Below are 21,333 nucleotides of genomic sequence, written 5' to 3'. Positions count from 1 at the left end.
TATGCGCGGGTTCGGCGTCAGGGAATTGCTCGGCTGCTATGCGCGCGGCGTGTTTCCCATGGCCGAAAGCCGAGACGATCCGCGCATCTTCCTGCTGGAGCCGGACGAGCGCGGGGTAATCCCGCTGGACGCGTTTCACATCCCGCGCTCCCTGCGCCGCACAGTGCGCCGGGACGTGTATCACGTCACAGCCAACCGCAGTTTCGAGACGGTGCTGCGCAGCTGCGCAGCCGCCGCTCCGGGGCGCGAGGACACCTGGATCAATGATCCCATCGCCTCGCTCTATCTCGACCTGCACCGGGCCGGCCACGCCCATTCCATCGAATGCTGGCGCGAAGGCGCGCTGGCGGGCGGGCTCTATGGCGTGACGCTGGGATCGGCCTTCTTTGGTGAAAGCATGTTCTCGCGCCAGACCGACGCGTCCAAGACCGCGCTGGTGCATCTGGTGGCGCGTCTGAAGGCAGGCGGCTTCACCCTGCTGGACGCGCAATTCCTGACCGCCCATCTGGAGCGCTTCGGCGCGGTGGCGGTAACGCGGCGCGATTACAAGGCGATGCTGGCAGAGGCGGCCGGGCAGGAAGCCGATTTCTTCGCCCTGCCCGAAGGCCTGCCGGGCGCTCAGCTCCTGCAGTCGATCACCCAGACGTCATAGACCGGGTGTTCGAGCGCGTTGAGCGCGGGGCTGGAGGCGAACATCCAGCCTGAAAAAATTCGTTCGCCCTCATCCTCAACGCCGAACCCGTCCGTGCGGCGGTCCTTGACCTGCAGGAAGGCGAACACTTCAGGGGGCTCTTCGGGCGGGCGCTTGCGGCAGTAATTGACCGTCACGGTCAGGGCGCCGAACTGCACCGCCTCACCCACTGGCGCCTGGAAGTCGCGGGTGCGGGCGGTGACCTTGTCCAGACCGCGCAAAATCGCCACCGAGCCGGGGCGGCTCGACAGCTCGCGTGCGCCAGACTGCTGGGCCTGGCCCGCGCCGGCCAGCACTGGCGCTGCGATCAGAACGGACACGATCAAGGCGATAACACGGATCATGCCGACCATCCTGTCATGAACACTGGGGCGGAACCAAGGCCTACCGGCCCGGCTCCCACGGCTCGTAATCAGCAGGAGTGGCCTGACGCCGGCGTTCGCCGCCAAAGGCCAGTGAGCCGGCCGGGCGGTAGGCATTCAGCGTGCCGGTGAGATTGGGCGCATGGTCCAGCTCCCACTCCCGGCGCGGCAGCGGCGCCTCAGTGGGCGGCGCTTCGAATGTGTGATGCAGCCAGCCATGCCAGTCGGACGGCACGCGCGAGGCGTCGGCATAGCCGTTATACACCACCCAGCGCCGCGGCTTGTCATCCGCGCCCGTGGCGCCTTTGCGTTCAGTGTAATAGCGATTGCCGAACTGGTCCTCGCCCACCAGCTTGCCCGAGCGCCAGATGGTCCAGGCAGCGCCCGCAGACGCGCCATTCCACCATGTGAATATTTTCGACAGCAAGCCGAGCATGAACAGCCCTCGCGTAACACTAACCCGCGCCCGTATATGCCCCTGCCCGCGCCTGCGGTCCAGTGCTGCGGGACAGTGGCGGCAAGGACAGTCTCTGCCGCCGAACGGCTTTCTCCTCGCTGCGCTCAGTTGGTATATCAACCAAGACGTGCGCTCACGACCTCATAAGGATTGATTAAAACCTGTGATATCGGTTATATTGGTATTCGCTGACCGGGGGGCAGCTGCGTTGAGGGACAAACGCATGGCGCGTTCATCCGCTATCATCACTCTGGCGGTGTTTTGTCTGGCCCTTGTGTTCTGCGGCCTGGTGGCCTGGATCGTCTACCGGCCAGCCAGTGTGCAAATCCATCCCGAGCCCGGCCATGACCGCTATGCCCTGGTGATGGTGGCGGCCCATTACCGCAGCCTGCCCTCGCGTCCCGATTATGTCGCCCACGCCCGTCAGGTGGCGCAGCATGCCCAAGACGCCGGTTACGCCCTGATCGGCGGGGGCGTCATCATTGATCCCACCGAGCATCAGCTGCGGCGCTCCGTTGATGTTCTGGGCAGGCTCACCGAGGCGGGCGCAGAGTCTCTGGTCTATTTCGCCGGTCATGCGGTTCCCGGGGACAATACGATTTTCCTGCTCGCGACCGACACCGGCCCCTTGCCCCTGACCCGCTTCGCAGAGGGCGGCATCCGCCTGGAGGAAATCTGGAGCCACCCGCTGGGTTCAAGCCCGTCGAAAACCACCATCCTGATAGAAACCCGGGGCATGGGCGGCCTGTTCAGCGGCGGCCTGACCAGTTTCGGCACCGGGCTGGACATGTTTGAAGCGCCCCCGGAAGTAACGATCGCGATCAGTGACCGGGACGGCCCTGTCCGCGTGTCCCGCGAGGCGCTTCACCGCACCACGCCGGTGCGGCCGGGGCTGGTGCCCGACGCATGGAGATCTCATCCCGGTCAGGAGGTGCTGTTCACGCCGGCCCTGGTGACGTTGCGTGCGCTTGAGAACCCTGATCTCATCAACAGCCTGGCCGAAGTCAGCTTGGCGGTTCACGAACAATCATCGAGCCAGATCAGCCCGGTGATTTTTGGGCAGTCGGTGCTCGCTGCGGCCATGCCCCGGCGTTACGCTTCACCAGCTCTGCGCGGCCTGTTGGAGACACGCCGGGATGCAACCGGCGATCAGGCTGAAAACGGACCCGCCCCGGACCCGCCAGCAGAGCAGGTCACGGCGGTTATCCCAGAACAGTTTTTGGAGCCGGATTCCGACGCCCAGGCGGAACCGCCGCCTGCCGTAGCCGGCGACAGCCGCACCGGCCAGTCTGTGATCGAGCTGATCCGGATGTTCGAAGCCTTCCGGGCGGACACCTATCTCGACGAGGCGGGCGTGCCCACCATCGGCTACGGGCATACCGGACCAGACGCCCGGCCCGGTAATACCATCAGCTATGAGCGGGCCGTTCAATTGCTGATGCGCGATATCGACATCGCCGCCCGGGCGGTTGACGAAGCCGTCACGCGTGAGTTGACCGACAACCAGCGCAACGCCCTGATATCGCTCACATTCAATATCGGAGCTGAAGCGTTCCGCAATTCCACCCTGGTGCGGCGGATCAATAGCGATATCGAATCGGTCAGCGCCGCCCAGTTCCTGCGTTGGGTGCATGCGCGCGTGCCGGGATCAGGCATGCAGTCGCTGAGCGGACTGGTCAGCCGCCGACAGATGGAAGCCTTCCTGTTTCTTGTACAGGATGAAGGCGTTGACGCCCTGGAGCTGATCCTGAGCTTTGAACCCTTCCGGGAGAGCGCTGCACGCGTGAATGATTGCTCGGTGATCGGTTACGGGCGCGTGCTCTTGCCATGCGACCAGGTGTTCGACGTTCAGATCAGCCAGGTTGAGGCGCTCCAGCTCCTGCGGCGCGAAGCGCGCGCAATTGAAAGCGAGATACGCACCCTGGTCGGCGTGCCGGTCTCAGACGCCCAGATGGCGGCCCTGATTTCCTTTGTCCACCAGAACGGGTTGGAGGCCCTCACACGCTCGCGCATTCTGGCGCGCCTCAATCGCGGCGACCATATGGGCGCGGCCAACGCCATGCGCCTGCACAACGCCTTTCTGGGCGGGCCGGCCATGCAGGTCGGCGCCAGCCAAATCGAACGGCGCGCAGCCGAAGCGGCGCTGTTCTTCGCCCATGGCGGGGATTATGTGGTGACACCGGCGGGCGCCGCCACATGACGCGCGCCCTGCTCATTCTGGCCGCGCTCGCACTCACCGTGGCGATTGCGATCTTCGACGGCTGGACCCCGCTGGGATTCTCGCACGGCCTGCTTTACGTGTTCCCCGTCATGATCCTGCGTCACGAGCCAGCCGCCGCCCAGTTCGCGATGGCAGCGCTGACGGCGGGCCTGATCACGGCAGGGTATTATCTCTCGCCGGCGGGTTTCATTGATGACTACGTCATCCTCAACCGGTGCCTGTCTGTCTTTGTGATCCTTGCGCTCGTTGCCTTACAGACAAGAATTCGCGCCGCAAGCGGAGCAATCTCAAACAGGACGGGTCCGGGAGGCTGACGGCCCTGCGCCGCCCATGCTAGGCTCAGCCCGGCAATGGAGGACGCGGTCATGAACCATGGCGTCATTCTCGCTGGCCTGGTGTCAGCCGCCCTGACGGCCGCCGCCGCCCAGGCCGGCCCGGACTATTACGCGGTCAGCGGAGTGTCAGCGGACAAGCTGCTCAATGTGCGCATGGCGCCGGACGCGGATGCACCGATCATCAGCGCCTTCCATCATGACGCCGCGCCCATCGAGATCGTGCGCGTGGAGAACGGCTGGGGCCTGTTCCCGGCAGGAGAGTTCTCCGGCTGGGTCGACATGAGCTTTCTCACGCCCGTCAGCGCTCCCAAGGTCGCGGACACGCCACTTCCTGAAGGCATGAGCTGCGTGGGGACAGAGCCGTTCTGGGTTGCTGTCATCACGTCTGAAGGCGTCACTTTCAGCCACCAGAATTGGGGCGATTCCCGCTCGCACCGCCTCGACAGCGCTGTCAGCAGTCCAGATGAGGACCGCATCACGTATATCGTGTTCGAATCCGGCTCCGCCGCCATCTCGCCGGGCCAGTGTTATGACGGCATGAGCGACGCCGAGTTCGGCTGGCGCGGAGACTTTGTCCTGGGGCGCGAGGATGACAGCCCGCGCCTGCGCGGCTGCTGCAAGCTTTCCGCCCCTATCGTGGACGGCGATCCCCCCGGCTATGCTCGGGCAGGCTAGGCGCCTTCCGCCCCTTTACGGATTCGCGTCCCCGCCCCTGCCTCCGGTACGATAGCGGTGATTCGCGCGCGCGCCTTTCGCGCCGTCCCCGAGGAGCCGCCATGACCGTCACGCCGCGCCTGACCCTGGCTGAGGCCGCGCCTCAATTCGAGACCCGGCCGCTGGGCGCCGCCGACCCCGACGCCCTGACCGAAGGCGGCGAGGCGCGCCTGAAGGCTCCCCAAGGCTGGAGCGCGCGGGCCTGCGCCGCGTTCGGGGCGCTGGCTGAAGACTGGGCCGATGAGGGCGGCACGCTGGATGCGAAGGGCGTCACCCGGGCTCTGGCCTCGGCGCTGGCGGGCGTGTTTCCCAAAGCCGATCAGGACCTGGCGCGCGACGAGCTCGCCGCCTCGCTGATCGCGCGCGAGGCCTGCCCGGCGCCGGCCCTGTGGCGGGGCGAGCAAATCACCGCCAGTGCGCCTGCGCCCGCCGCCGGGGCGGAGGATCTGGCCGCCGTGATCGATGATCTCAACGCCGGCGCCATGGGCCAGGCCGCCGCCGATGTGGGCGCGCGGGTGCTGGCTGAACGGCTGGAAGCTGTAGCGCTCGCCTGCGTCAATTGCACGGGGTCCGAGAGCGAATGCTTTGATCCGCGCCATAACCGGGCGCTGGCGCGCGCCATCCGCGCCGCCCGCCGCGACGGCGCCCCGGACGCCATGATCGAGCGGGCCATTGCCCGCGCCCGCCAGGGCGTGACCGCGCCCGAAGCCGGGCTTCACGCTGCGCGCCCGGCCCTTGAGGCCCCGCCCGTGCGCCTGACGGCGCGCTTTTTCGATCTGGCCGACGCGGACGAAACCCTCACCAGCGGCGCGTCAGCGCGTGAGCTCTCAACCCGCCTGGCCGAAGCGCTGTGGACCCATGGCCTGCCGCATCTGGAATTTTCCGATATCGCCGCCCCGCCCCCGCCCGCGGCGAGCCTGGAGCTTACCCGTTTCATCACGAACGCCCAGATCGACGAGGCGGGCCTCGCCAGCGCCGCATCCCTGTGGGGCGCGGTGGCCGAAGCCGCAGGCGGGTCGCTCGCCCTCACCGGGCTGAGCGCAGCGTTGTGCAGCCTGCGTCTGGCCTATGACAGCCAGGCCGGGCGCGAGGCCGCCGCCGCCCTGATCCACGCCGCATCGGTCAGCCCCGCCCCGCTCTCCTTGCACCGTCCCGACGCGCTGTCAGCGGCCTTCCTCGATGCAGAATCAGTCGGCGTGCACCCGCCCGCCGCGCTGGACGGCCCGGGCGGGCAGCGTTTCGCACCCTGCGTGGAAGCCGCGCTCGCCGACTTGCCCGAAGCCATGCAGGACACCGCCCGCGCCCATGCGCTGGGCGCGCGGTCCCTGACCGGCCATCAGGCGGACTGGATCGAGGCGCTGGCGCGCCAAGGCGTGGACGAGGCGGCGTTCGCCCGCATCAACGCCGCCCTCGCCGAGGGCGTGCCGCTGCGCTTTGCGGTCAATCGCTGGAGCCTGGGACCCGAGATCGCCCAGCGTTGCGGCATCAGCCCCGAACGCTTCGACCGCGCCGGCGGGCGCCTTCTGGAAGCCCTGGGCGTGGACCCGGTCGATATCGCTGCTGCCGAGCGCTATGTGCAGGGCGCAGGCCGCCTGGACGATTGCACCGCGCTGTCCCCTGAGCGCCGCGCCGTATTCGCCGACCCGGACGCAGGCGCGCGCCTGGCCATGGCCGCGGCGGTGGAAGGCGTTCTGGGCGCCTCCTGCGGGCTGGAGATCGCCCTGCCCGGTTCGGCGTCCATGGACGAGGCCGGCGCGTTGGCCGCCAGCGCCTGCCGCATGGGCCTGCACGCCATCGCCATCCGCCGCGAGGGCGAGGCGCTCTATGATCTGCTCAACACTATCGAGTTCGAGGGCGGCGATTACGGGCCGCGCGACATCATCACCGAAGAGCGCGTCATCGAGCGCGTGGTGGAGACGGTGGTGGAGCGCGCCGCGGCGCGCCGCAAACTGCCCGACCGGCGCAAGGGCTATATCCAGAAAGCCACGGTGGGCGGCCACAAGGTCTATCTGCACACCGGCGAGTTCGAGAACGGCGAGCTGGGCGAGATTTTCATCGACATGCACAAGGAAGGCGCGGCCTTCCGTTCGCTGATGAACAATTTCGCCATCGCCATCTCCATCGGCCTGCAATACGGCGTGCCGCTGGAGGAGTTTGTGGACGCCTATTTGTTCACCCGCTTCGAGCCGGCCGGGCCGGTGGAGGGCAATGATTCCATCACCTACGCCACCTCCATCCTGGACTATCTGTTCCGCGAACTGGCGGTGAGCTATCTGGGCCGCGAGGATCTGGCCCAGGGCGAGGACCAGGGCGCCGACCCGGCCGGGCTCGGGCGCGGCGTGGCCAGCGAAAAGCTCGCCGCCCAGGCCGATCCGGCCAGCCTCATCTCGCGCGGCTTCTCGCGCGGCCAGCTGCCCGACAATGTGGTGATGCTCGCCGGCCGCCCGCGCAAACCCGCCTCTGACAGCAGCGATGCGCCAGCGAACGCCAGCTCAGGCCCCGCCCCCGCCCGCGCGCCCGCGCCGGACTATTACGGCGAGCCCTGCCCCGATTGCGGCCACTTCACCCTGGTGGAACAGGGCGCGCATCTCTCCTGCGAAGCGTGTGACTGGTCCGGCCCGCCGCCGGGTCAGACCTAAACTGCATCCAGCGCCAGATCGAGCACCGGGGCCGAATGGGTCAGCGCGCCGACGCTGATCACGTCGATGCCCGTCTCGGCGATGGCGCGCACGGTCTCCAGGGTCACCCCACCTGAGGCTTCCAGCGTGACGCGGCCCTTGGCGAGATTCACCGCCTGGCGCAGATCGTCCAGGGTGAAATTGTCCAGGAGCACGCTTTCAGCGCCTACCTCGAGCACTTCGGCGAGCTGATCGAGCCGGTCGATCTCCACCGCAATGCGGGTCATGTGGCCGCAAAAAGCGCGCGCGCGGCGCACCGCCTCGCCCGCCGAGCCGCACACCGCCACGTGATTGTCCTTGATCAGCACCGCATCATCGAGGCCGAAGCGGTGGGGCGCGCCGCCGCCTGCGCGCACGGCCTGTATCTCCAGCGCGCGCAGGGCCGGCGTGGTCTTGCGCGTATGGGCGATCACCGCGCCCGTGCCCGCGATCGCCGCGGCATAGCGCCTTGTCAGCGTGGCGACGCCCGACAGCCGGCCGAGGAAATTGAGCGCCGCGCGCTCGGCCGTCAGGATGGAGCGGGCGGGCCCCGACAGGCGCGCGGCGGCGCGTCCGGCAGAGAGCTCGCCGCCATCGCGCACGAACCACTCCACGCCGATATGCTCGTCCACATGGGCGAAGACCTCGTCGGCGGCCTGCACACCGGCGAGCACGCCGTCTGTGCGCGCGGCGATGTCGAACACGGCGCGAGCGTCTTCGGGGATGGTGGCCAGCGATGTAAGGTCGCCGCGCCCGCCCAGATCCTCGTCCAGCGTCAGGGACACGATTTCCGCGACAATGCCGCGCGGCACGGGGGGGATGATCATTCAGCAGCTCCGGCGGCTTTCAGGGGCGCAGGCGCAGCGCGCAGCGCCTCCAGTGTCAGGCGGGTGGAGACGGAGCGGGCGCTCGCACCGGGATGATCCAGCCGGTAATGGGCGCCGCGGCTTTCCGTGCGCGCCAGCGCCGCCGCCGCCACGAAGCGCGACGCGATCAGGGCATGGGCCGCGCCATAGCGCGCTTCGAGGGCTTCGATGACGCCCAGGAGCCGGACGAGCCCTGCCCCCTCGCGCTCCACGCCCGCTTCCGCGCTCATCACCTGACGCAGGCGCTGCAGGGCGGGACCGGGCAGGTCCGGCGCGATGCGGGGCGCAACGCCCGGCGTCAGCGCTAGGGGCTGTGCGCGCAAACGCTGCGCCGCCCTCCGGGCGAAGACCAGACCGTCCAGCAGGGAGTTGGAGGCGAGCCGGTTGGCGCCATGCACGCCCGGCGCGGCGCACTCGCCCACCGCATAAAGCCCCGGCACGCCGGTAAATCCGTCCAGATCGGTCGCGATCCCGCCCATGTGATAGTGCGCCGCCGGGGCCACAGGGATGGGCGCGGCGCGCGGATCAATCCCGGCGCTCATGCAGGCGGCGAACACCGCCGGGAAGCGCTCGGGGAACTCAGCGCCCACCGCTGCGCGCGCGTCGAGGAATGCACCCTCCCCGCTCCGGTTCTGGCGATGCACGGCGCGCGCGACTACGTCGCGGGGCGCCAGCTCGGCTAGCGGATGGACACCCGCCATGAAGCGCGCGCCAGCCGCGTCGATCAGCACCGCCCCCTCCCCACGCAGCGCCTCGGTGGCCAGCGGCGCCGGGTCGCGCCCGATATCGATGGCTGTGGGGTGAAACTGGACAAATTCAGGATCACGGATCACCGCGCCCAGCTCTGCGGCCATGGCCAGCGCCTGGCCCTGGCTGGTCCAGGGCGTGGTGGTGACGGCGTAGAGCCCGCACAGCGAGCCCGTGGCGAGCACCACCTCGCCCTCAAAGGCTTCCAGCGCGCCATCGTGAGCGCGCGCGATCACGCCCGCACAGCCCTCGCCGCGTGCAGGCAGCAGCCCGGCAGCGCGCCAGCCCTCGCGGATCTCGATATGGTCCGCCGCGCGCGCCGCTTTGATCAGGGCGGCGAGAATGCCTGCGCCGGCCTGGTCGCCCTTGACCCGCGCCACCCGCGCCCGGCTGTGGGCCGCCTCGCGCGACAACGCCCAGGCGCCGTCATCCGCACGCTCGAACGGCGCGCCCAGCGTAAAGAGCGCCTCGACCTCAGACGGCCCCGCTTCAGCCAGCAGGCGCGCGGCGTCTGCGTCCACCAGCCCGGCGCCCGCTTCAATCGTGTCTGCCGCATGCAGCGCAGGCGCGTCATCGCAACCCAGCGCAGCCGCCACGCCGCCTTGCGCCCAGGCGGTGGACGCACCCTCGCCCAGCGGCGCGCCGGTCAACAGGATCACCCGGCGCGGCGCGCTATGCAGCGCCGCCCAAAGGCCGGCGATCCCGGCGCCCGCGATGATGACGGGAGAGGTCATGGCATCACCCCCTCACCCCGTCCCTCCCCTCAAGGGGAGGGCGTGCTGATGGTCATGCGGGCGCTTCGGGCGGCTGAGTAAGCGCGAGGCTGCAGCCGCCTTCCCTCCCCTTGAGGGGAAGGCCAGGGTGGGGTGGAGCGGGCTTTGACTGAATAGCGCCTGCCCACAAACTTGCGTTTTCCCGGCGAAAGCCGGGATCCAGACGCACCGGCGTAGCTGGGCCCCGGCTTTCGCCGGGGAAACGCCAGGGTGGAGCGTTCTGCGGGGCGTCATGACCCGCACCCCATCACACGCTCACATACGCCGCTGCGGGCGCGGCCTTGCCGGTGTCAAAGTGCGGCGGCGTAGCGAGGCGCGGCAGGTCGAGCATGGCCTGCAGGCTGGCGCGCGCGAGGTCTGCGATCTCCGGGTCCACATGGACCTCGTGCTGCATGTCGCGCAGCGCCTCGTAAATGCCCTTGAGCGTGATGCGCTTCATGTGGGGGCAGAGATTGCACGGGCGCACGAACTGAACGCCCGGGTTCTCCACCGCCACATTATCGCTCATGGAGCATTCGGTGATCAGGATCGCCTTTTTCGGGGCGCGCTCCTTCACATAGGCGGCCATGGCGCCGGTGGAGCCGGCGAAATCGGCGCGCGCCATCACGTCGGGCGGGCATTCGGGGTGGGTGAGGATCACCGCGTCCGGGTGGGCGGCGCGCAGCTCGTCAATATCGCCGGGCGTGAACTCCTCATGCACCTCGCACGCACCCTTCCAGGTGAGGATTTTGATATCAGTCTGGGCGGCGACGTTACGGGCCAGATACTGGTCGGGGATCAGGATTACCGTGTCCACGCCCCATTGCGCGGCGGCGGCCTCGACCACCTGGACGGCGTTGGACGAGGTGCAGCAGATGTCCGAATACGCTTTCACCTCGGCCGAAGTGTTCACATAGGTGACGATGGGCAGGTCCGGATAGGCGGCCTTGATGGCGCGCACGTCCGCGCCGGTGATGGAGCTGGCCAGCGAGCAGCCCGCTTTCATGTCGGGGATCAGCACGGTCTTTTCGGGCGAGAGGATTTTCGCGGTCTCGGCCATGAAGTGGACGCCCGCCTGGACGATCACGTCTTCCTCGGCCTCGGCGGCCACCTGGGCGAGCTTGAGCGAGTCGCCGGTGATGTCGCCCACGCAGTTGAAAATCTCGGGCGTCATGTAGTTGTGCGCCAGGATCACCGCACCGCGCTCGGTTTTCAGCCGGTTGATGGCGTCGATCAGCGGGGCGAAAACCGGCCACTCCATGGGGGTGACCACGTCCTTCACGCGCGCATAGAGATGATCGGTGCGCGCCTTGACGCCGTCGTCATAGACGAGCGCATCGGCTTCGGGCCAGTCACTGATGGGGGTGCGGATCATGCCGTCCATGGCCGACTCCTTTTGCTCCAGATGAGCATTTCTCGGGCCTTAAGAAACGGCGCGGGTTTGAAGGGGGCGCGCCGCAGTTTTGCTCCAAGTGAGCCTAAGGTGGGAGGTGACTATACGCCCGGCAAGGTCAGGCGCAAGAAAAAATCACGCCTTTATCGCGGATTTGTGAAACCGGGCGGGCCGTCAGCGCGTGGCGTTGAACAGCTCGCGCCCGATCAGCATGCGCCGGATCTCGCTGGTCCCTGCGCCGATCTCGTAGAGCTTTGCGTCGCGCAAGAGGCGGCCCGTGGGGTATTCGTTGATATAGCCATTGCCGCCCAGGATCTGGATGGCGTCCAACGCACACTTGGTGGCCGCTTCCGCGGCAAACAATATGGCGCCCGCCGCGTCCTGGCGCGTGGTGCGGCCCCGGTCGCAGGCCTGGGCCACGGCGTAGACATAGGCGCGCGACGCGTTCATGCGGGTATACATGTCGGCGATCTTGCCCTGGATCAGCTGGAACTCGCCGATGGGCTGACCGAATTGCTTGCGCTCGTGGACATAGGGCATGACCACGTCCATGCACGCCTGCATGATGCCGATGGGACCGGCCGCCAGCACGGCGCGCTCGTAATCGAGCCCGCTCATCAGCACGCGCACGCCGCCTCCAATCGCGCCGAGCACATTCTCCTCGGGCACTTCGCAGTCTTCAAACACCAGCTCGCCGGTCTCCGACCCGCGCATGCCCAGCTTGTCGAGCTTCTGGGCGACGGAGAAACCCTTCATGCCCTTCTCGATCAGGAAGGCGGTGATGCCCTTGGAGCCGCCCTGGGGGGCGGTCTTGGCGTAAACCACCAGCACGTCGGCGCTGGGACCATTGGTGATCCACATCTTGGAGCCGTTGAGGACGTAAGCAGCGCCCTTCTTCTCGGCCTTCAGACGCATGGATACCACGTCAGACCCTGCGCCGGTCTCGCTCATGGCCAGCGCGCCCACATATTCCCCGCTCATCAGCTTGGGCAGGTAGCGTGCACGCTGGTCGTCATTGCCGTTGAGGCGGATCTGGTTGACGCACAGATTGGAGTGGGCGCCGTAGGAGAGCCCCACCGAAGCAGAGGCCCGGCTGATCTCCTCCATGGCGATGCAGTGTTCGAGATAGCCCAGCCCCGTTCCGCCCAGCTCCTCCTCCACCGTCAGGCCCAGAAGGCCCAGATCGCCCATCTCCCGCCACAGATCAGCGGGGAAGGTGTCGGTGGCGTCGATCTCGGTCGCGCGCGGCGCAATGCGGTCGGAAGCGAAGGAGCGCACGGTGTCGCGCAGCATCTCCGCCGTGTCGCCCAGAGGAAACTCGAGCGTGGGATATTGATTGGCTGTCATGCCAAGCGGGATAGCACGCCGCGCGGGGCGGTCAAGCGCGCTTGGCGCGCCCCTCGGTGATCCGGCCCGCCAGCATCCAGGCCGACGCGACGCTGAGCAGCACCCCGCCGGCCAGCAGGCCCGGCCCGGCGAAATTGGCGGCGATGCCTTCAGCCATATAGCGGTCGAAATTGCCAATGAGGTCCGCCGCACCCATGCCGGTCATGGCCAGACCCAGGCACAGATTGGCCGAGAACAGCACCAGCGCGCCGCGCCCGGCGGGCTTGCCGGGGCTATCGGCTGGCGCGGGCGGTTCAGCTTCCACGCCCGCCACATGGGACGGCTCCAGCACCGCATCGTCTTCATGATGGTCCTCAGCCGCCTCGCCCTCCGGACGCTCCGGACCGTCCGCTTCGCCCGACAGGCCCGGCGCGTGTGCGGGCGCTTCCCCAGGATGGGGCGGGGCGATGTCCGGCGCACGAAATGACGGTGAAGCCTGCCCGTCCACTGGCGCCGGGGCGGGGGCCGGTTTGACCAGAGGCGCGCTGACCACGGCGGGGGTCAGGAAGCTGAAGCCCAGGATCGCGTCCCGGCTCATGACCGGTCCAGGGGCTATGATCGGCGCATGTCCGGTGGGCGCGGGCGTTTCAGGATCAGGCGCCGCTTCAGGCCGGGGCTCGGTCTTCATGGAGGCGGCCATGCGCGCGAGCACCGCCTGCACCGCCGCATCCTGCTCCGCGCGGGCCTCCGCCTGATCCCCGGCAGGCGCCGCGTCAGGCCCGGGCTCTGACCCGGGTTCGCTATCGGCGGTCACCATTGCGGGCTCGGGCTCGGGCTCGGGCTCAGGCGCCGGTTCGCTGACCGGCTCAGGCCCGGCGGGCGCCTCAGGCTCAAGCTCCTCAAAGGCGATATCGAGCTCAACGAGTGTGCGCGGCGCCGGATCGGGCTCCGATGGCGCCGGATCGGGCGTTTTTGGAGCGGGGTCGGCGGACCGGTCCCCCGGGCTGCCCTGCGATTGTAGAGATGCGCCATCCCCGGATGCGGACGGGGCGTCCAGGCCGCTGAGATACAGTGCTTTCTCCGCTGCGCGCCGGCGCGCCAGGCGTTCGGAGACCACCAGACGGCCGTCTTCCTCGGCGCGCACCCAGGTCTCCAGGGCCGCCGCCGCCTCGCGGTGCTTGCCCGCCCGGGTCAGGCGCGCCACGTCGGACACCTTGAAGGCATTGGCGCCGACCGAGGCTGCGAACGAGACCAGCGCATCGCGCATGGGGGCTGGCAGATCGCGCCCGGCGGCAGACTCTACCGCCTGCTCGGCCTGCAAAACATCATATATAAGAAGCAGTTCGGCATTGTCCGGCGTGATGGTCACGCCCGCCTTAGCCGCGGCGCTATGGCCATAGCCCACCACCCAGCGCCGCCCGCGCTGCTGCGCCTCGGCCAGGAAAGGCTCGTGAGCCTTGATCAGGTCGCGCGCAGCGCGGGTCGATTTCAAACGCGGTTTCATCGCTGTCCCGTTCCGAAACGGCAAAGCCTCAGGCCGGGGCCGTGTTGCAAGGCCGGGGCCGTCAGCGTGCGGTACGGTCCAGAACGTCAACCGAATCCACTGACGTGAACGGTGCAAAGAAGCCAGCGCCCGCCCCGCCCCCGATCAGCCAGATCTCGCTGCCCAGCGCCACTGCGGCGGCTTCGGTGCGGGTGCCGGGAAGGGATGAGCTGGTTCGCCATTCGCGCGCTCCAGGATCGAGAATGAGATGGTCGCGCAAGGTGCGGCGCATGTCCGAACTGCGCCCGCCCAGAAGATGAATCGCACCGTTCTTGGCCGCCATGGCGTGACCCGCACGCGGCTCGGGCAAGTCCGGGCCGGTTGTCCAGGTCGCTGATTCCGCGTCGAAAATATCAACACCTGGGCTGGTTTCGCCATCACGAGACCCGCCCACGATCCAGATGGCGCCGTCCAGCACCACGGCTGCAGCGCCGCGCCGGCCGACACTTTCCGGCGCTTCCAGGGTTGACCATTCGCGCGTCTCGAGATCGAAGCGGTAAACGCCCGGCGAGCCGTGCTCACCACCCACCGCATAGAGCGCGCCATTCACATGCAGCAGTGAAAACGAGGCCTTGGCGCGCGGCATGGCTGGTTCGCCCTGCCATACATCGCTTTCGGGGTCATAGGACCAGACCTCGGCGCTGGGCTCGGAGCGGGATTCCGAGGAATAGCCGCCCGCCACCCAGATGCGTCCGTGGGCCGCCGCCATGCCGAAGCGCTCCAGCCCTTGCGGCAGGGGCGCGCGCGCGCGCCACACCCCATCGGCCGGATCCAGGGCCTCCACATCATTGCGCGGCTCCACCAGGCCCGTCCCGCCTGCTGCGTAAATCACGCCGTCATGAACCACCGCCGCCAGCCCGGCGCGCGCGGTCTCAAGACGCGGTCCGGGCCGCCAGGGTCCGGACAGGGTGTAAGGTGAAGCCAGCTCGCGCTCGCTCCACTGGCGCGCATCCTCCTGCGCAGAGGCGCCCGCAGACACCAGGGCAAGAGCGGGAAAGGCGAGAATACAAATACTAACTGCGCGCAGCATGGCCAGGTCCTGTCGCTTCCGCCCCCTCAGGCGTCAGGCCCATTGTCTCGCGCCAATCACGGCGGAACAAGGGCCGGGAAAGCCCTTTGGCAGAGCATGAGGCGCGAAAAAGCCCGGCGCCATACGGGCCGGGCTGACTGAGCTCGCCTTGCGGGAGCTTATGGTGCGGTCGAGAAGACTCGAACTTCCACGGGTTTTACCCCACAGCGACCTCAACGCTGCGCGTCTACCAATTCCGCCACGACCGCAAAACCGGAGCGCGCGTGTACCAAGCCCGGAACCGCTTGTGAAGTCCCCCGGTGTAGCGCGACGGGAGGCTCAGGCGGCGAAATAGTCGTGAACGTCAGCCGGGCCTGTAATTGACACCGCCACACGGTCGCCCTGTATGACGATCTCGCCGCGCGCAATGGGGTGATTATTGGCCAGGATCCACACTTCCTCATGCTCGGCGGCGTCCAGCGGTATCACCGCGCCCCGTCCCATGCGCAGGAATTGATGAATCGGCAGCCGTGAGCGGCCGAGCAGAACGGAGATTTCGACCTGGACTTCGCCCAGCTGACTCATGACGACCTGAACCGGTTACCGCTTGTGTGACGCAAGGCCTTGCCTGACCGTGCCGGAGTCACGATGTTCCACGCTGGTTTCCGAGGCGTTAAGGAGCGCTGAACCATGGCGCAAAACCCTGTTGGTTGGGCAGTTTCTCCGGCGCGCGTGCCCTATCCGGCCGCGCTTGCGGCCATGGAGGCTCGCGCTGACGCCATTGCACGCGGCGAGGCCGGCGAACTGATCTGGCTGCTCGAGCACGATCCGCTCTACACCGCCGGCACCAGCGCGGCCCCTGCGGACCTGCGTGATGCCGACCGCTTCCCGGTTCACAAGACCGGCCGCGGCGGCGAGTACACCTATCACGGGCCGGGTCAGCGCGTGGCCTATGTAATGCTCGATTTGCGCACGCGCGGACGCGACGCCCGGGCCTTTGTGCGCAACCTGGAAGACTGGATCATCGAAACCCTCGCCGCGTTCAACGTCACGGGCGAGCGCCGCTGCGGACGCGTGGGCGTATGGGTTGACCGCACCCAGCCTGGCGGACCGCTGCGCGAGGACAAGATCGCCGCCATCGGCATCCGCCTGCGGCGCTGGGTGTCGTTCCATGGCATCGCGCTGAATGTGGAGCCGGACCTGACCCATTATGCCGGCATCACGCCATGCGGAATCAGCGATCCGCAATTCGGGGTGACCAGCCTGGTCGATCTGGGGCTGCCGGTGACCATGGAGGACGCCGATCTGGCGATGAAAAGCGCCTTCGAGCGCGTGTTCGGTCCGGTCAGCCGCGAGGCGGCGCCGGCCTGACATCGCGCCCCATGCGGGCAAACCAGACCGCAAACAGGCCGATCACGATCCAGAACGCCCACATGGACGGCCAGGCGCCCGCATCGGCGATCTGGCGGGCCAGAGCCTCATCGGTGGACAGGCGCTCAGCCAGCGCCTGCTGAAACGCCGGGTCATAGGCCGCCTCGGAGACAGCAGCGGGATCGTTTATGTCCACCCCGCGCTCATCCATCATGTCCATGTAAAGCGGCAGCACCGCGAAGGTCATGGCCAGAACGCCCGCCGCGAACTTGCCCAGCCAGGCCGTCAGCAGCGGAACCACCGCCAGATCCACCCGCCGACCGGCATGGCGCAGGCGGTTGATATGGGCGGCCAGCACGAAAAACGCGATCATCGGCCAGACCACGGCCGCCTGCGGCCCGAGCAGACTCAGGCGCAGGAAATCCACCGCCGCAATCAGGCCCAGCGCGATCCAGTACTGGTCCGCGTCAGCTCGCTGATTGGGCAGAAAGGCGGCGGCGAAATTCACTGGCGGCATCAGCTCACGCTCACGAAGGGACCGAAGGTGAGGTATGGAGGCGGGCGTTTCACGGTTCAAGACAAAGCGGCGCCCGGAGGAGGCCTCCGGGCGCCGCAATGACATGCTCCAATCAACCGGGCAGGAACATAAGCCAGCCGAGCCCGGTTTATGCAGCAGGCCGAGATCAGCTTAAGACCCGATTTTATCCCGAATTTCGCCCAGACGATCATGAATGGAGAAGATCACGATGTAGACCTCCATCGCGAAGCGCCAGAACAAAAGGAAGATGACGCCAATCAATGGCGCGCCGACGAAAGTGGCGAAGCCAGTTACAAAGTCCTGGGTCATTCCGACCAGACCGCCAAGCATTCCAAAGATCACGAACAGGCCAATGCCGATGAGGCCAATCCAGTACAGAATTTTGATCAACGTCGTCGCAATCAGGCGATCAAAATTGATGAAACGCTTGATATATTCAGGCATCGAGCCCTCCCTGCCCACATGATTCAGATCATTGCCAAGTTTTATCGCCGCAATGATTCCAAAGCTATTCTGTCAGAGTTTGAGCGTGCTGGGCACCCCTGACTTGAGCTCCACCGGCAATTCATCCGCCGCCACCGTGGCGCTGGCGGCGTGGTCGCTCACTGACCCTCGTAAACGCGTTGCCTGGCCAGTAAGGCTCGTAGCTGATTCAAGACAAAACGGCGCCCGGAGGAAGCCTCCGGGCGCCGCAATGACATGCTTGTCAGTCAGATCAGGCTGCGCTGTCGGGTGTGGCTGGCGGGGGCGGCGCGCCCGGCGCCGGGCCGAAGCGGTTCTCTCCCTCATCGCCTTTGAGAACACCCACCCAGATCGTGTAGCCGATCCAGACCACAAAGCTGAGCAGGAAGAGCAGGCTCGCAGCGCCTGCGCCCGCGATCAGGGCCGCCACGTCGACGTCATCGCCCGCCATCATCGCCGTAAACACCGTTCCGCCGACCATGACCCCGCCGATAATGCCCAGAAGGATGGACACACCCCAGGGAATGGCGTGCAGCCAGGCGGACTTGCCTGCGTCATGCAGGCGCTTGCCGTAGATCGCGATGCCCACCCAGATCAGGCCCAGCGAGATGAAAAAGCCGAGGATGGGGATAAGGCCGAAGATAACATTGGCGGCGATCAGGATCAGCACACCGATCCAGAAATCCTGCTGTCCGATACGGCCATTGGGGCTGAAAAGCACGTGAGCGATATTCATGGGGCGTCCCTCTTCAAATGATTCCTGACCGAAGGGTCCCCGCACCTGCCCGCAATGTCAATGAAACGTACTGGCCACGCTACTCGAACTCTACCAGCAATTCGTCCGCCGCCACACTGGCGCCCGCCGCGCAATGGACCGTCTTGACCACGCCGTCGCGTTCAGCGCGCAGAACATTTTCCATCTTCATGGCCTCGACCACCACCAGCGGCTCACCGGCCTTGACCTCCTGGCCGGGCTCGACAGCCACCGAGACCACAAGGCCGGGCATCGGGCTGATCACCTGCCCGGCGGTGTCCGCCTGCTCTTTCTCGGGCAGGCGCGCATAGATGTCAGCCACGCGCACCGCGCACACAAGGGCTGTGGCCGAAAAGCCGCGATGGCGCAGGGCATAGCCCTCGCCCTTCTCTGCGAGGAAGACAGCGAACGGCGCGCCATCAAGGCTCGCCTCGAACACGCTCTGGCCCGGCAGCCACGATGTCGTCAGGGTCAGGCGCTGCGCGCTCAGGGCGGGAATCCAGATTTCGGCTGCCGTTTCGCCCGGCTCCAGCGCGCCTGAGCCCAGTATGATCTCCACGTCAAAACGCTGACCGTCCAGCAGCACCGCCCACTCATGGGTGCGTCCCGGCGCTGGCGGCGGCGTCAGGCGTCCGCTGATGCCCGCAGCGCGTTCGGTAAAGACGGTGTGCACATAGGCCGCCGCCGCCGTCATCCAGCGCAGCTGGTCCTCGCGCGGCGCCGTGCCGGAAAACCCTTCGGGAAAGTGCTCCTCGATATAGCCGGTATGGATGCGCCCGGCCCGGAAATCAGGCTCGTCCAGCACCGCCGACAGGAAGGGCGCATTGGACTGCAGCCCCTCCACATGCAGCCGGTCGAGCGACACATTCAGCGCATCAATCGCCGCCTCTCGGGTTTTGCCATAGCCGATCACCTTGGCGATCATGGGATCGTAGAACAGCGAGATCTCGTCGCCTTCGCGCACCCCTGAATCGATGCGCAGGCGGCCCGGCCCCGCCTCGCCCTCGGCTGGCTCCACATAACGCTTGAGCCGCCCGATGGAGGGCAGGAAGCCGCGATAGGGGTCCTCGGCATAGAGCCGCGCCTCCACCGCCCAGCCCTTGATGCGCATATCCGCCTGGGTGAAGGCGAGCTTTTCGCCCGCCGCCACGCGGATCATCTGCTCGACCAGGTCGATGTCATGGGTGAGTTCGGTGACCGGGTGCTCCACCTGGAGCCTTGTGTTCATCTCGAGGAAATAGAAGCTCTTGTCCGGCCCGACGATGAATTCCACCGTGCCCGCGCTGTCATAATTGACGGCCCTTGCCAGCGCCACGGCCTGCTCGCCCATCTTGCGCCGGGTAGCCGCGTCCAGGAAGGGCGAGGGCGCTTCTTCCAGGACTTTCTGATTGCGACGCTGCACCGAGCATTCACGCTCGTTGAGATGGATCACATCACCATGGCGGTCGCCCAAGACCTGGATCTCGATATGGCGCGGGCGCTCGATAAATTTCTCGATCAGGATGCGGTCATCGCCAAACGAGGACTTGGCCTCGTTGCGCGCCGCCTTGAAGCCCTCGCGCACGTCGGCTTCGGCGCGCGCGATGCGCATGCCCTTGCCCCCGCCCCCGGCGGACGCCTTGATCATCACCGGATAGCCGATGTCATTGGCCACTTCGACGGCCTGCTGGTCATCGACGATCTCGCCCTTGAAGCCGGGCACGGTGTTCACGCCGGCTTTCGCCGCGAGTTTTTTCGATTCCAGCTTGTCGCCCATGGCGGCGATGGCGTCCGGGTTAGGGCCGATCCAGCCGATCTTGCGCTTGGCCAGCGCACGCGGAAACGCTGCATTCTCCGACAGGAAGCCAAAACCGGGATGGACCGCCTCGGCGCCCGTCTGCTCGCAGGCGGCGATGATCTTGTCCATGTCCAGATAGGACTGGCCCGGCGCAGGCGGGCCGATGAACACCGCTTCGTCGGCCATGCGCACAGCCAGGGAGTCGGCATCGGCTTCGGAGTAGACCGCCACCGTTGCGATGCCCATGCGCTTGCAAGTCTTGATGATCCGCACGGCGATCTCGCCACGGTTGGCGATCAGGATTTTCTTGAACATGGAATGCGCCAGCCACGCTGCACTGAATGAAAGGTCATGGCCGGTTTAGCCCGCGCACAGGCGCGGCGGCAAGCATGAGCGCTCAGCAAGCCCTTATCGCCATGCTTGACGCCGCCTGCGCCGCCGCCCCAGCATCGCGGCACAAAACATAAAAAAAATATCCATCGGGAGGCAGACTCATGAACGCAATCACAATCACCCCGTCAGGCGCGGCGCTGGGCGCGCGCGTCACTGGCGTGGACCTGACCCGTCCGCTGGAACCTGAGACTGTGGCCGCGATCCGCAAGGCCTGGCTGGAGCATCTGGTGCTGGCCTTTCCCGGCCAGCCCATGAGCCATAATGATCTCGAGCGCTTCACGCAGTATTTCGGCCCGTTCGGCGATGATCCCTTCATCGCCCCCCTGTCAGACCGGCCGCACATCATCGAGGTCAAGCGCGAAGCCCATGAAAAGGCGTCCGTCTTCGCCGCCGCCTGGCATTCGGACTGGAGCTTCCAGGAGACCCCGCCGGCCGCCACCATCCTGCACTCGAAGGTGATACCGCCGGTGGGCGGGGACACGCTGTTCTGCAATGGCTATGCGGCCTACGAGGCCCTGTCCGATGAGACGAAGGCGCGCATTGAAGGGCTGCAGGCGGTCCATTCGGCTGCGCTGGCCTATGCGCCCGACGGGGTCTATGGCGCCAATGACGGCGCGGACCGGTCCATGACCATCCGGCCGGACGAGCGCGCCCGCGACACCCGCCTGCACCCCATCGTGAAAACCCACCCGGAGACCGGACGTAAGACCCTGTTCGTCAATCCGGGCTATGTGAAAACCATTGAGGGGCTGAGTGACGAGGAGGCTTTCCTCCTGCTGATCGAGCTCTATCAGGCCGCCCATGACGAGCGCTTCGTCTACCGTCATAAATGGGAGCCGGACATGCTCTTGATGTGGGACAACCGGTGCACCCAGCACATGGCCACAGGCGGGTATGACGGCCATGCGCGGCTCCTGCACCGCACCACGGTGGCCGGACCCTAGCGTGTTGAAATCATCGGCCGG

The 21,333-nt window shown here is 67.0% G+C and carries 20 protein-coding genes and 1 tRNA gene; 7 read left to right on the top strand and 14 right to left on the bottom strand.

The features are described from left to right. Window position 1 precedes the first annotated feature (1 nt). The gene (gene aat / locus F1654_RS12680; RefSeq protein ID WP_150023921.1) at window positions 2–652 is read left to right on the top strand and encodes a leucyl/phenylalanyl-tRNA--protein transferase; all 651 of its coding nucleotides are present in this window, start codon (window positions 2–4) and stop codon (window positions 650–652) included. On the opposite strand, the gene F1654_RS12675 is transcribed toward aat, so the two are convergent. Together F1654_RS12675 and F1654_RS12670 are read right to left on the bottom strand one after the other, a co-directional pair. Next, window positions 619–1,035 (bottom strand): DUF2155 domain-containing protein, encoded by a 417-nt coding sequence (locus F1654_RS12675; RefSeq protein WP_233205284.1) that lies wholly within the window; start codon window positions 1,033–1,035, stop codon window positions 619–621. The genes aat and F1654_RS12675 overlap by 34 nt on opposite strands. Window positions 1,036–1,075: 40 nt before the next feature. Further along, the gene (locus F1654_RS12670; RefSeq protein WP_150023919.1) at window positions 1,076–1,489 is read right to left on the bottom strand and encodes an NADH:ubiquinone oxidoreductase subunit NDUFA12; all 414 of its coding nucleotides are present in this window, start codon (window positions 1,487–1,489) and stop codon (window positions 1,076–1,078) included. 244 nt (window positions 1,490–1,733) lie between these two features. Between F1654_RS12670 and F1654_RS12665 the strand changes: the two genes are divergently transcribed. The 4 genes from F1654_RS12665 to F1654_RS12650 all read left to right on the top strand — a co-directional run bounded on the left by F1654_RS12665 (window position 1,734) and on the right by F1654_RS12650 (window position 7,419). Beyond that, window positions 1,734–3,710 (top strand): glycoside hydrolase family protein, encoded by a 1,977-nt coding sequence (locus F1654_RS12665; RefSeq protein WP_150023918.1) that lies wholly within the window; start codon window positions 1,734–1,736, stop codon window positions 3,708–3,710. Further along, window positions 3,707–4,045, top strand: coding sequence for a hypothetical protein (locus F1654_RS12660; RefSeq protein ID WP_150023917.1), 339 nt, complete (start codon window positions 3,707–3,709; stop codon window positions 4,043–4,045). The genes F1654_RS12665 and F1654_RS12660 overlap by 4 nt, the downstream gene beginning before the upstream one ends. Before the next feature lie 51 nt (window positions 4,046–4,096). Next, entirely contained in the window at window positions 4,097–4,741 is a 645-nt protein-coding gene (locus F1654_RS12655) for an SH3 domain-containing protein (protein WP_199200578.1), read from the top strand. 101 nt (window positions 4,742–4,842) lie between these two features. Next, on the top strand, window positions 4,843–7,419 hold the full coding sequence (locus F1654_RS12650; protein WP_150023915.1) for a TSCPD domain-containing protein: 2,577 nt from the start codon (window positions 4,843–4,845) through the stop codon (window positions 7,417–7,419). Here the strand turns inward: F1654_RS12650 and nadC are convergent. From nadC to F1654_RS12610, 8 genes are all read right to left on the bottom strand, one after another. After that, window positions 7,416–8,264, bottom strand: coding sequence for a carboxylating nicotinate-nucleotide diphosphorylase (gene nadC, locus F1654_RS12645; RefSeq protein WP_150023914.1), 849 nt, complete (start codon window positions 8,262–8,264; stop codon window positions 7,416–7,418). The genes F1654_RS12650 and nadC overlap by 4 nt on opposite strands. After that, window positions 8,261–9,784, bottom strand: coding sequence for an L-aspartate oxidase (locus tag F1654_RS12640; RefSeq protein WP_150023913.1), 1,524 nt, complete (start codon window positions 9,782–9,784; stop codon window positions 8,261–8,263). The genes nadC and F1654_RS12640 overlap by 4 nt, the downstream gene beginning before the upstream one ends. A 286-nt stretch (window positions 9,785–10,070) precedes the next feature. Continuing rightward, the gene (nadA, locus tag F1654_RS12635; protein WP_408628266.1) at window positions 10,071–11,177 is read right to left on the bottom strand and encodes a quinolinate synthase NadA; all 1,107 of its coding nucleotides are present in this window, start codon (window positions 11,175–11,177) and stop codon (window positions 10,071–10,073) included. A 192-nt stretch (window positions 11,178–11,369) separates the two neighbouring features. Then, window positions 11,370–12,542, bottom strand: a complete 1,173-nt coding sequence (locus F1654_RS12630; RefSeq protein ID WP_150023911.1) for an isovaleryl-CoA dehydrogenase — start codon at window positions 12,540–12,542, stop codon at window positions 11,370–11,372. A 31-nt stretch (window positions 12,543–12,573) separates the two neighbouring features. Continuing rightward, window positions 12,574–14,025, bottom strand: a complete 1,452-nt coding sequence (locus F1654_RS12625; protein ID WP_150023910.1) for a glycoside hydrolase family protein — start codon at window positions 14,023–14,025, stop codon at window positions 12,574–12,576. 61 nt (window positions 14,026–14,086) lie between these two features. Next, complete coding sequence (locus tag F1654_RS12620) at window positions 14,087–15,094, bottom strand: Kelch repeat-containing protein (RefSeq protein ID WP_150023909.1); 1,008 nt, start codon at window positions 15,092–15,094, stop codon at window positions 14,087–14,089. A 161-nt stretch (window positions 15,095–15,255) separates the two neighbouring features. After that, a tRNA-Leu gene (locus F1654_RS12615) sits at window positions 15,256–15,342 on the bottom strand. Between the two features lie 70 nt (window positions 15,343–15,412). Further along, window positions 15,413–15,658, bottom strand: a complete 246-nt coding sequence (locus F1654_RS12610) for a FliM/FliN family flagellar motor switch protein (protein ID WP_150023908.1) — start codon at window positions 15,656–15,658, stop codon at window positions 15,413–15,415. A 105-nt stretch (window positions 15,659–15,763) separates the two neighbouring features. Here F1654_RS12610 and lipB point away from each other — a divergent pair, with 105 nt between their 5' ends. Further along, window positions 15,764–16,444: a lipoyl(octanoyl) transferase LipB gene (gene lipB / locus F1654_RS12605; RefSeq protein ID WP_150023907.1), complete on the top strand. Its 681-nt coding sequence runs from the start codon at window positions 15,764–15,766 to the stop codon at window positions 16,442–16,444. Here the strand turns inward: lipB and F1654_RS12600 are convergent. The 4 genes from F1654_RS12600 to F1654_RS12585 all read right to left on the bottom strand — a co-directional run bounded on the left by F1654_RS12600 (window position 16,419) and on the right by F1654_RS12585 (window position 20,290). Continuing rightward, the gene (locus F1654_RS12600) at window positions 16,419–16,961 is read right to left on the bottom strand and encodes a hypothetical protein (RefSeq protein WP_150023906.1); all 543 of its coding nucleotides are present in this window, start codon (window positions 16,959–16,961) and stop codon (window positions 16,419–16,421) included. The genes lipB and F1654_RS12600 overlap by 26 nt on opposite strands. 171 nt (window positions 16,962–17,132) lie before the next feature. Beyond that, window positions 17,133–17,426, bottom strand: a complete 294-nt coding sequence (locus tag F1654_RS12595; RefSeq protein WP_150023905.1) for a DUF4282 domain-containing protein — start codon at window positions 17,424–17,426, stop codon at window positions 17,133–17,135. Between the two features lie 271 nt (window positions 17,427–17,697). After that, a complete protein-coding gene (locus F1654_RS12590) occupies window positions 17,698–18,180 on the bottom strand; it encodes a DUF805 domain-containing protein (protein WP_150023904.1) in 483 nt (160 codons plus the stop codon). Window positions 18,181–18,259: 79 nt separating this feature from the next. Further along, window positions 18,260–20,290, bottom strand: coding sequence for an acetyl-CoA carboxylase biotin carboxylase subunit (locus tag F1654_RS12585; RefSeq protein ID WP_150023903.1), 2,031 nt, complete (start codon window positions 20,288–20,290; stop codon window positions 18,260–18,262). A 179-nt stretch (window positions 20,291–20,469) separates the two neighbouring features. Between F1654_RS12585 and F1654_RS12580 the strand changes: the two genes are divergently transcribed. Further along, window positions 20,470–21,312: a TauD/TfdA dioxygenase family protein gene (locus F1654_RS12580; protein WP_150023902.1), complete on the top strand. Its 843-nt coding sequence runs from the start codon at window positions 20,470–20,472 to the stop codon at window positions 21,310–21,312. The last annotated feature ends 21 nt before the right edge of the window (window positions 21,313–21,333 follow it).

Source organism: Alkalicaulis satelles (assembly GCF_008630495.1).
In the GTDB taxonomy this organism is placed as follows: Bacteria; Pseudomonadota; Alphaproteobacteria; order Caulobacterales; family Maricaulaceae; genus Oceanicaulis; species Oceanicaulis satelles.
This window is presented reverse-complemented; position numbering and strand designations above follow the sequence as displayed.

What these genes read in the sequence shown, in the direction of transcription:
- F1654_RS12660 (WP_150023917.1), top strand. Translation starts at nt 3,707, where the DNA reads ATGACGCGCGCCCTGCTCATTCTGGCCGCGCTCGCACTCACCGTGGCG.
- F1654_RS12590 (WP_150023904.1), bottom strand. Translation starts at nt 18,180, where the DNA reads ATGAATATCGCTCACGTGCTTTTCAGCCCCAATGGCCGTATCGGACAG.
- F1654_RS12670 (WP_150023919.1), bottom strand. Translation starts at nt 1,489, where the DNA reads ATGCTCGGCTTGCTGTCGAAAATATTCACATGGTGGAATGGCGCGTCT.
- F1654_RS12585 (WP_150023903.1), bottom strand. Translation starts at nt 20,290, where the DNA reads ATGTTCAAGAAAATCCTGATCGCCAACCGTGGCGAGATCGCCGTGCGG.
- aat (WP_150023921.1), top strand. Translation starts at nt 2, where the DNA reads ATGCGCGGGTTCGGCGTCAGGGAATTGCTCGGCTGCTATGCGCGCGGC.
- nadA (WP_408628266.1), bottom strand. Translation starts at nt 11,177, where the DNA reads ATGATCCGCACCCCCATCAGTGACTGGCCCGAAGCCGATGCGCTCGTC.
- F1654_RS12655 (WP_199200578.1), top strand. Translation starts at nt 4,097, where the DNA reads ATGAACCATGGCGTCATTCTCGCTGGCCTGGTGTCAGCCGCCCTGACG.
- F1654_RS12620 (WP_150023909.1), bottom strand. Translation starts at nt 15,094, where the DNA reads ATGCTGCGCGCAGTTAGTATTTGTATTCTCGCCTTTCCCGCTCTTGCC.
- nadC (WP_150023914.1), bottom strand. Translation starts at nt 8,264, where the DNA reads ATGATCATCCCCCCCGTGCCGCGCGGCATTGTCGCGGAAATCGTGTCC.
- F1654_RS12640 (WP_150023913.1), bottom strand. Translation starts at nt 9,784, where the DNA reads ATGACCTCTCCCGTCATCATCGCGGGCGCCGGGATCGCCGGCCTTTGG.
- F1654_RS12675 (WP_233205284.1), bottom strand. Translation starts at nt 1,035, where the DNA reads ATGATCCGTGTTATCGCCTTGATCGTGTCCGTTCTGATCGCAGCGCCA.
- F1654_RS12630 (WP_150023911.1), bottom strand. Translation starts at nt 12,542, where the DNA reads ATGACAGCCAATCAATATCCCACGCTCGAGTTTCCTCTGGGCGACACG.
- lipB (WP_150023907.1), top strand. Translation starts at nt 15,764, where the DNA reads ATGGCGCAAAACCCTGTTGGTTGGGCAGTTTCTCCGGCGCGCGTGCCC.
- F1654_RS12610 (WP_150023908.1), bottom strand. Translation starts at nt 15,658, where the DNA reads ATGAGTCAGCTGGGCGAAGTCCAGGTCGAAATCTCCGTTCTGCTCGGC.
- F1654_RS12625 (WP_150023910.1), bottom strand. Translation starts at nt 14,025, where the DNA reads ATGAAACCGCGTTTGAAATCGACCCGCGCTGCGCGCGACCTGATCAAG.
- F1654_RS12595 (WP_150023905.1), bottom strand. Translation starts at nt 17,426, where the DNA reads ATGCCTGAATATATCAAGCGTTTCATCAATTTTGATCGCCTGATTGCG.
- F1654_RS12650 (WP_150023915.1), top strand. Translation starts at nt 4,843, where the DNA reads ATGACCGTCACGCCGCGCCTGACCCTGGCTGAGGCCGCGCCTCAATTC.
- F1654_RS12600 (WP_150023906.1), bottom strand. Translation starts at nt 16,961, where the DNA reads ATGCCGCCAGTGAATTTCGCCGCCGCCTTTCTGCCCAATCAGCGAGCT.
- F1654_RS12665 (WP_150023918.1), top strand. Translation starts at nt 1,734, where the DNA reads ATGGCGCGTTCATCCGCTATCATCACTCTGGCGGTGTTTTGTCTGGCC.
- F1654_RS12580 (WP_150023902.1), top strand. Translation starts at nt 20,470, where the DNA reads ATGAACGCAATCACAATCACCCCGTCAGGCGCGGCGCTGGGCGCGCGC.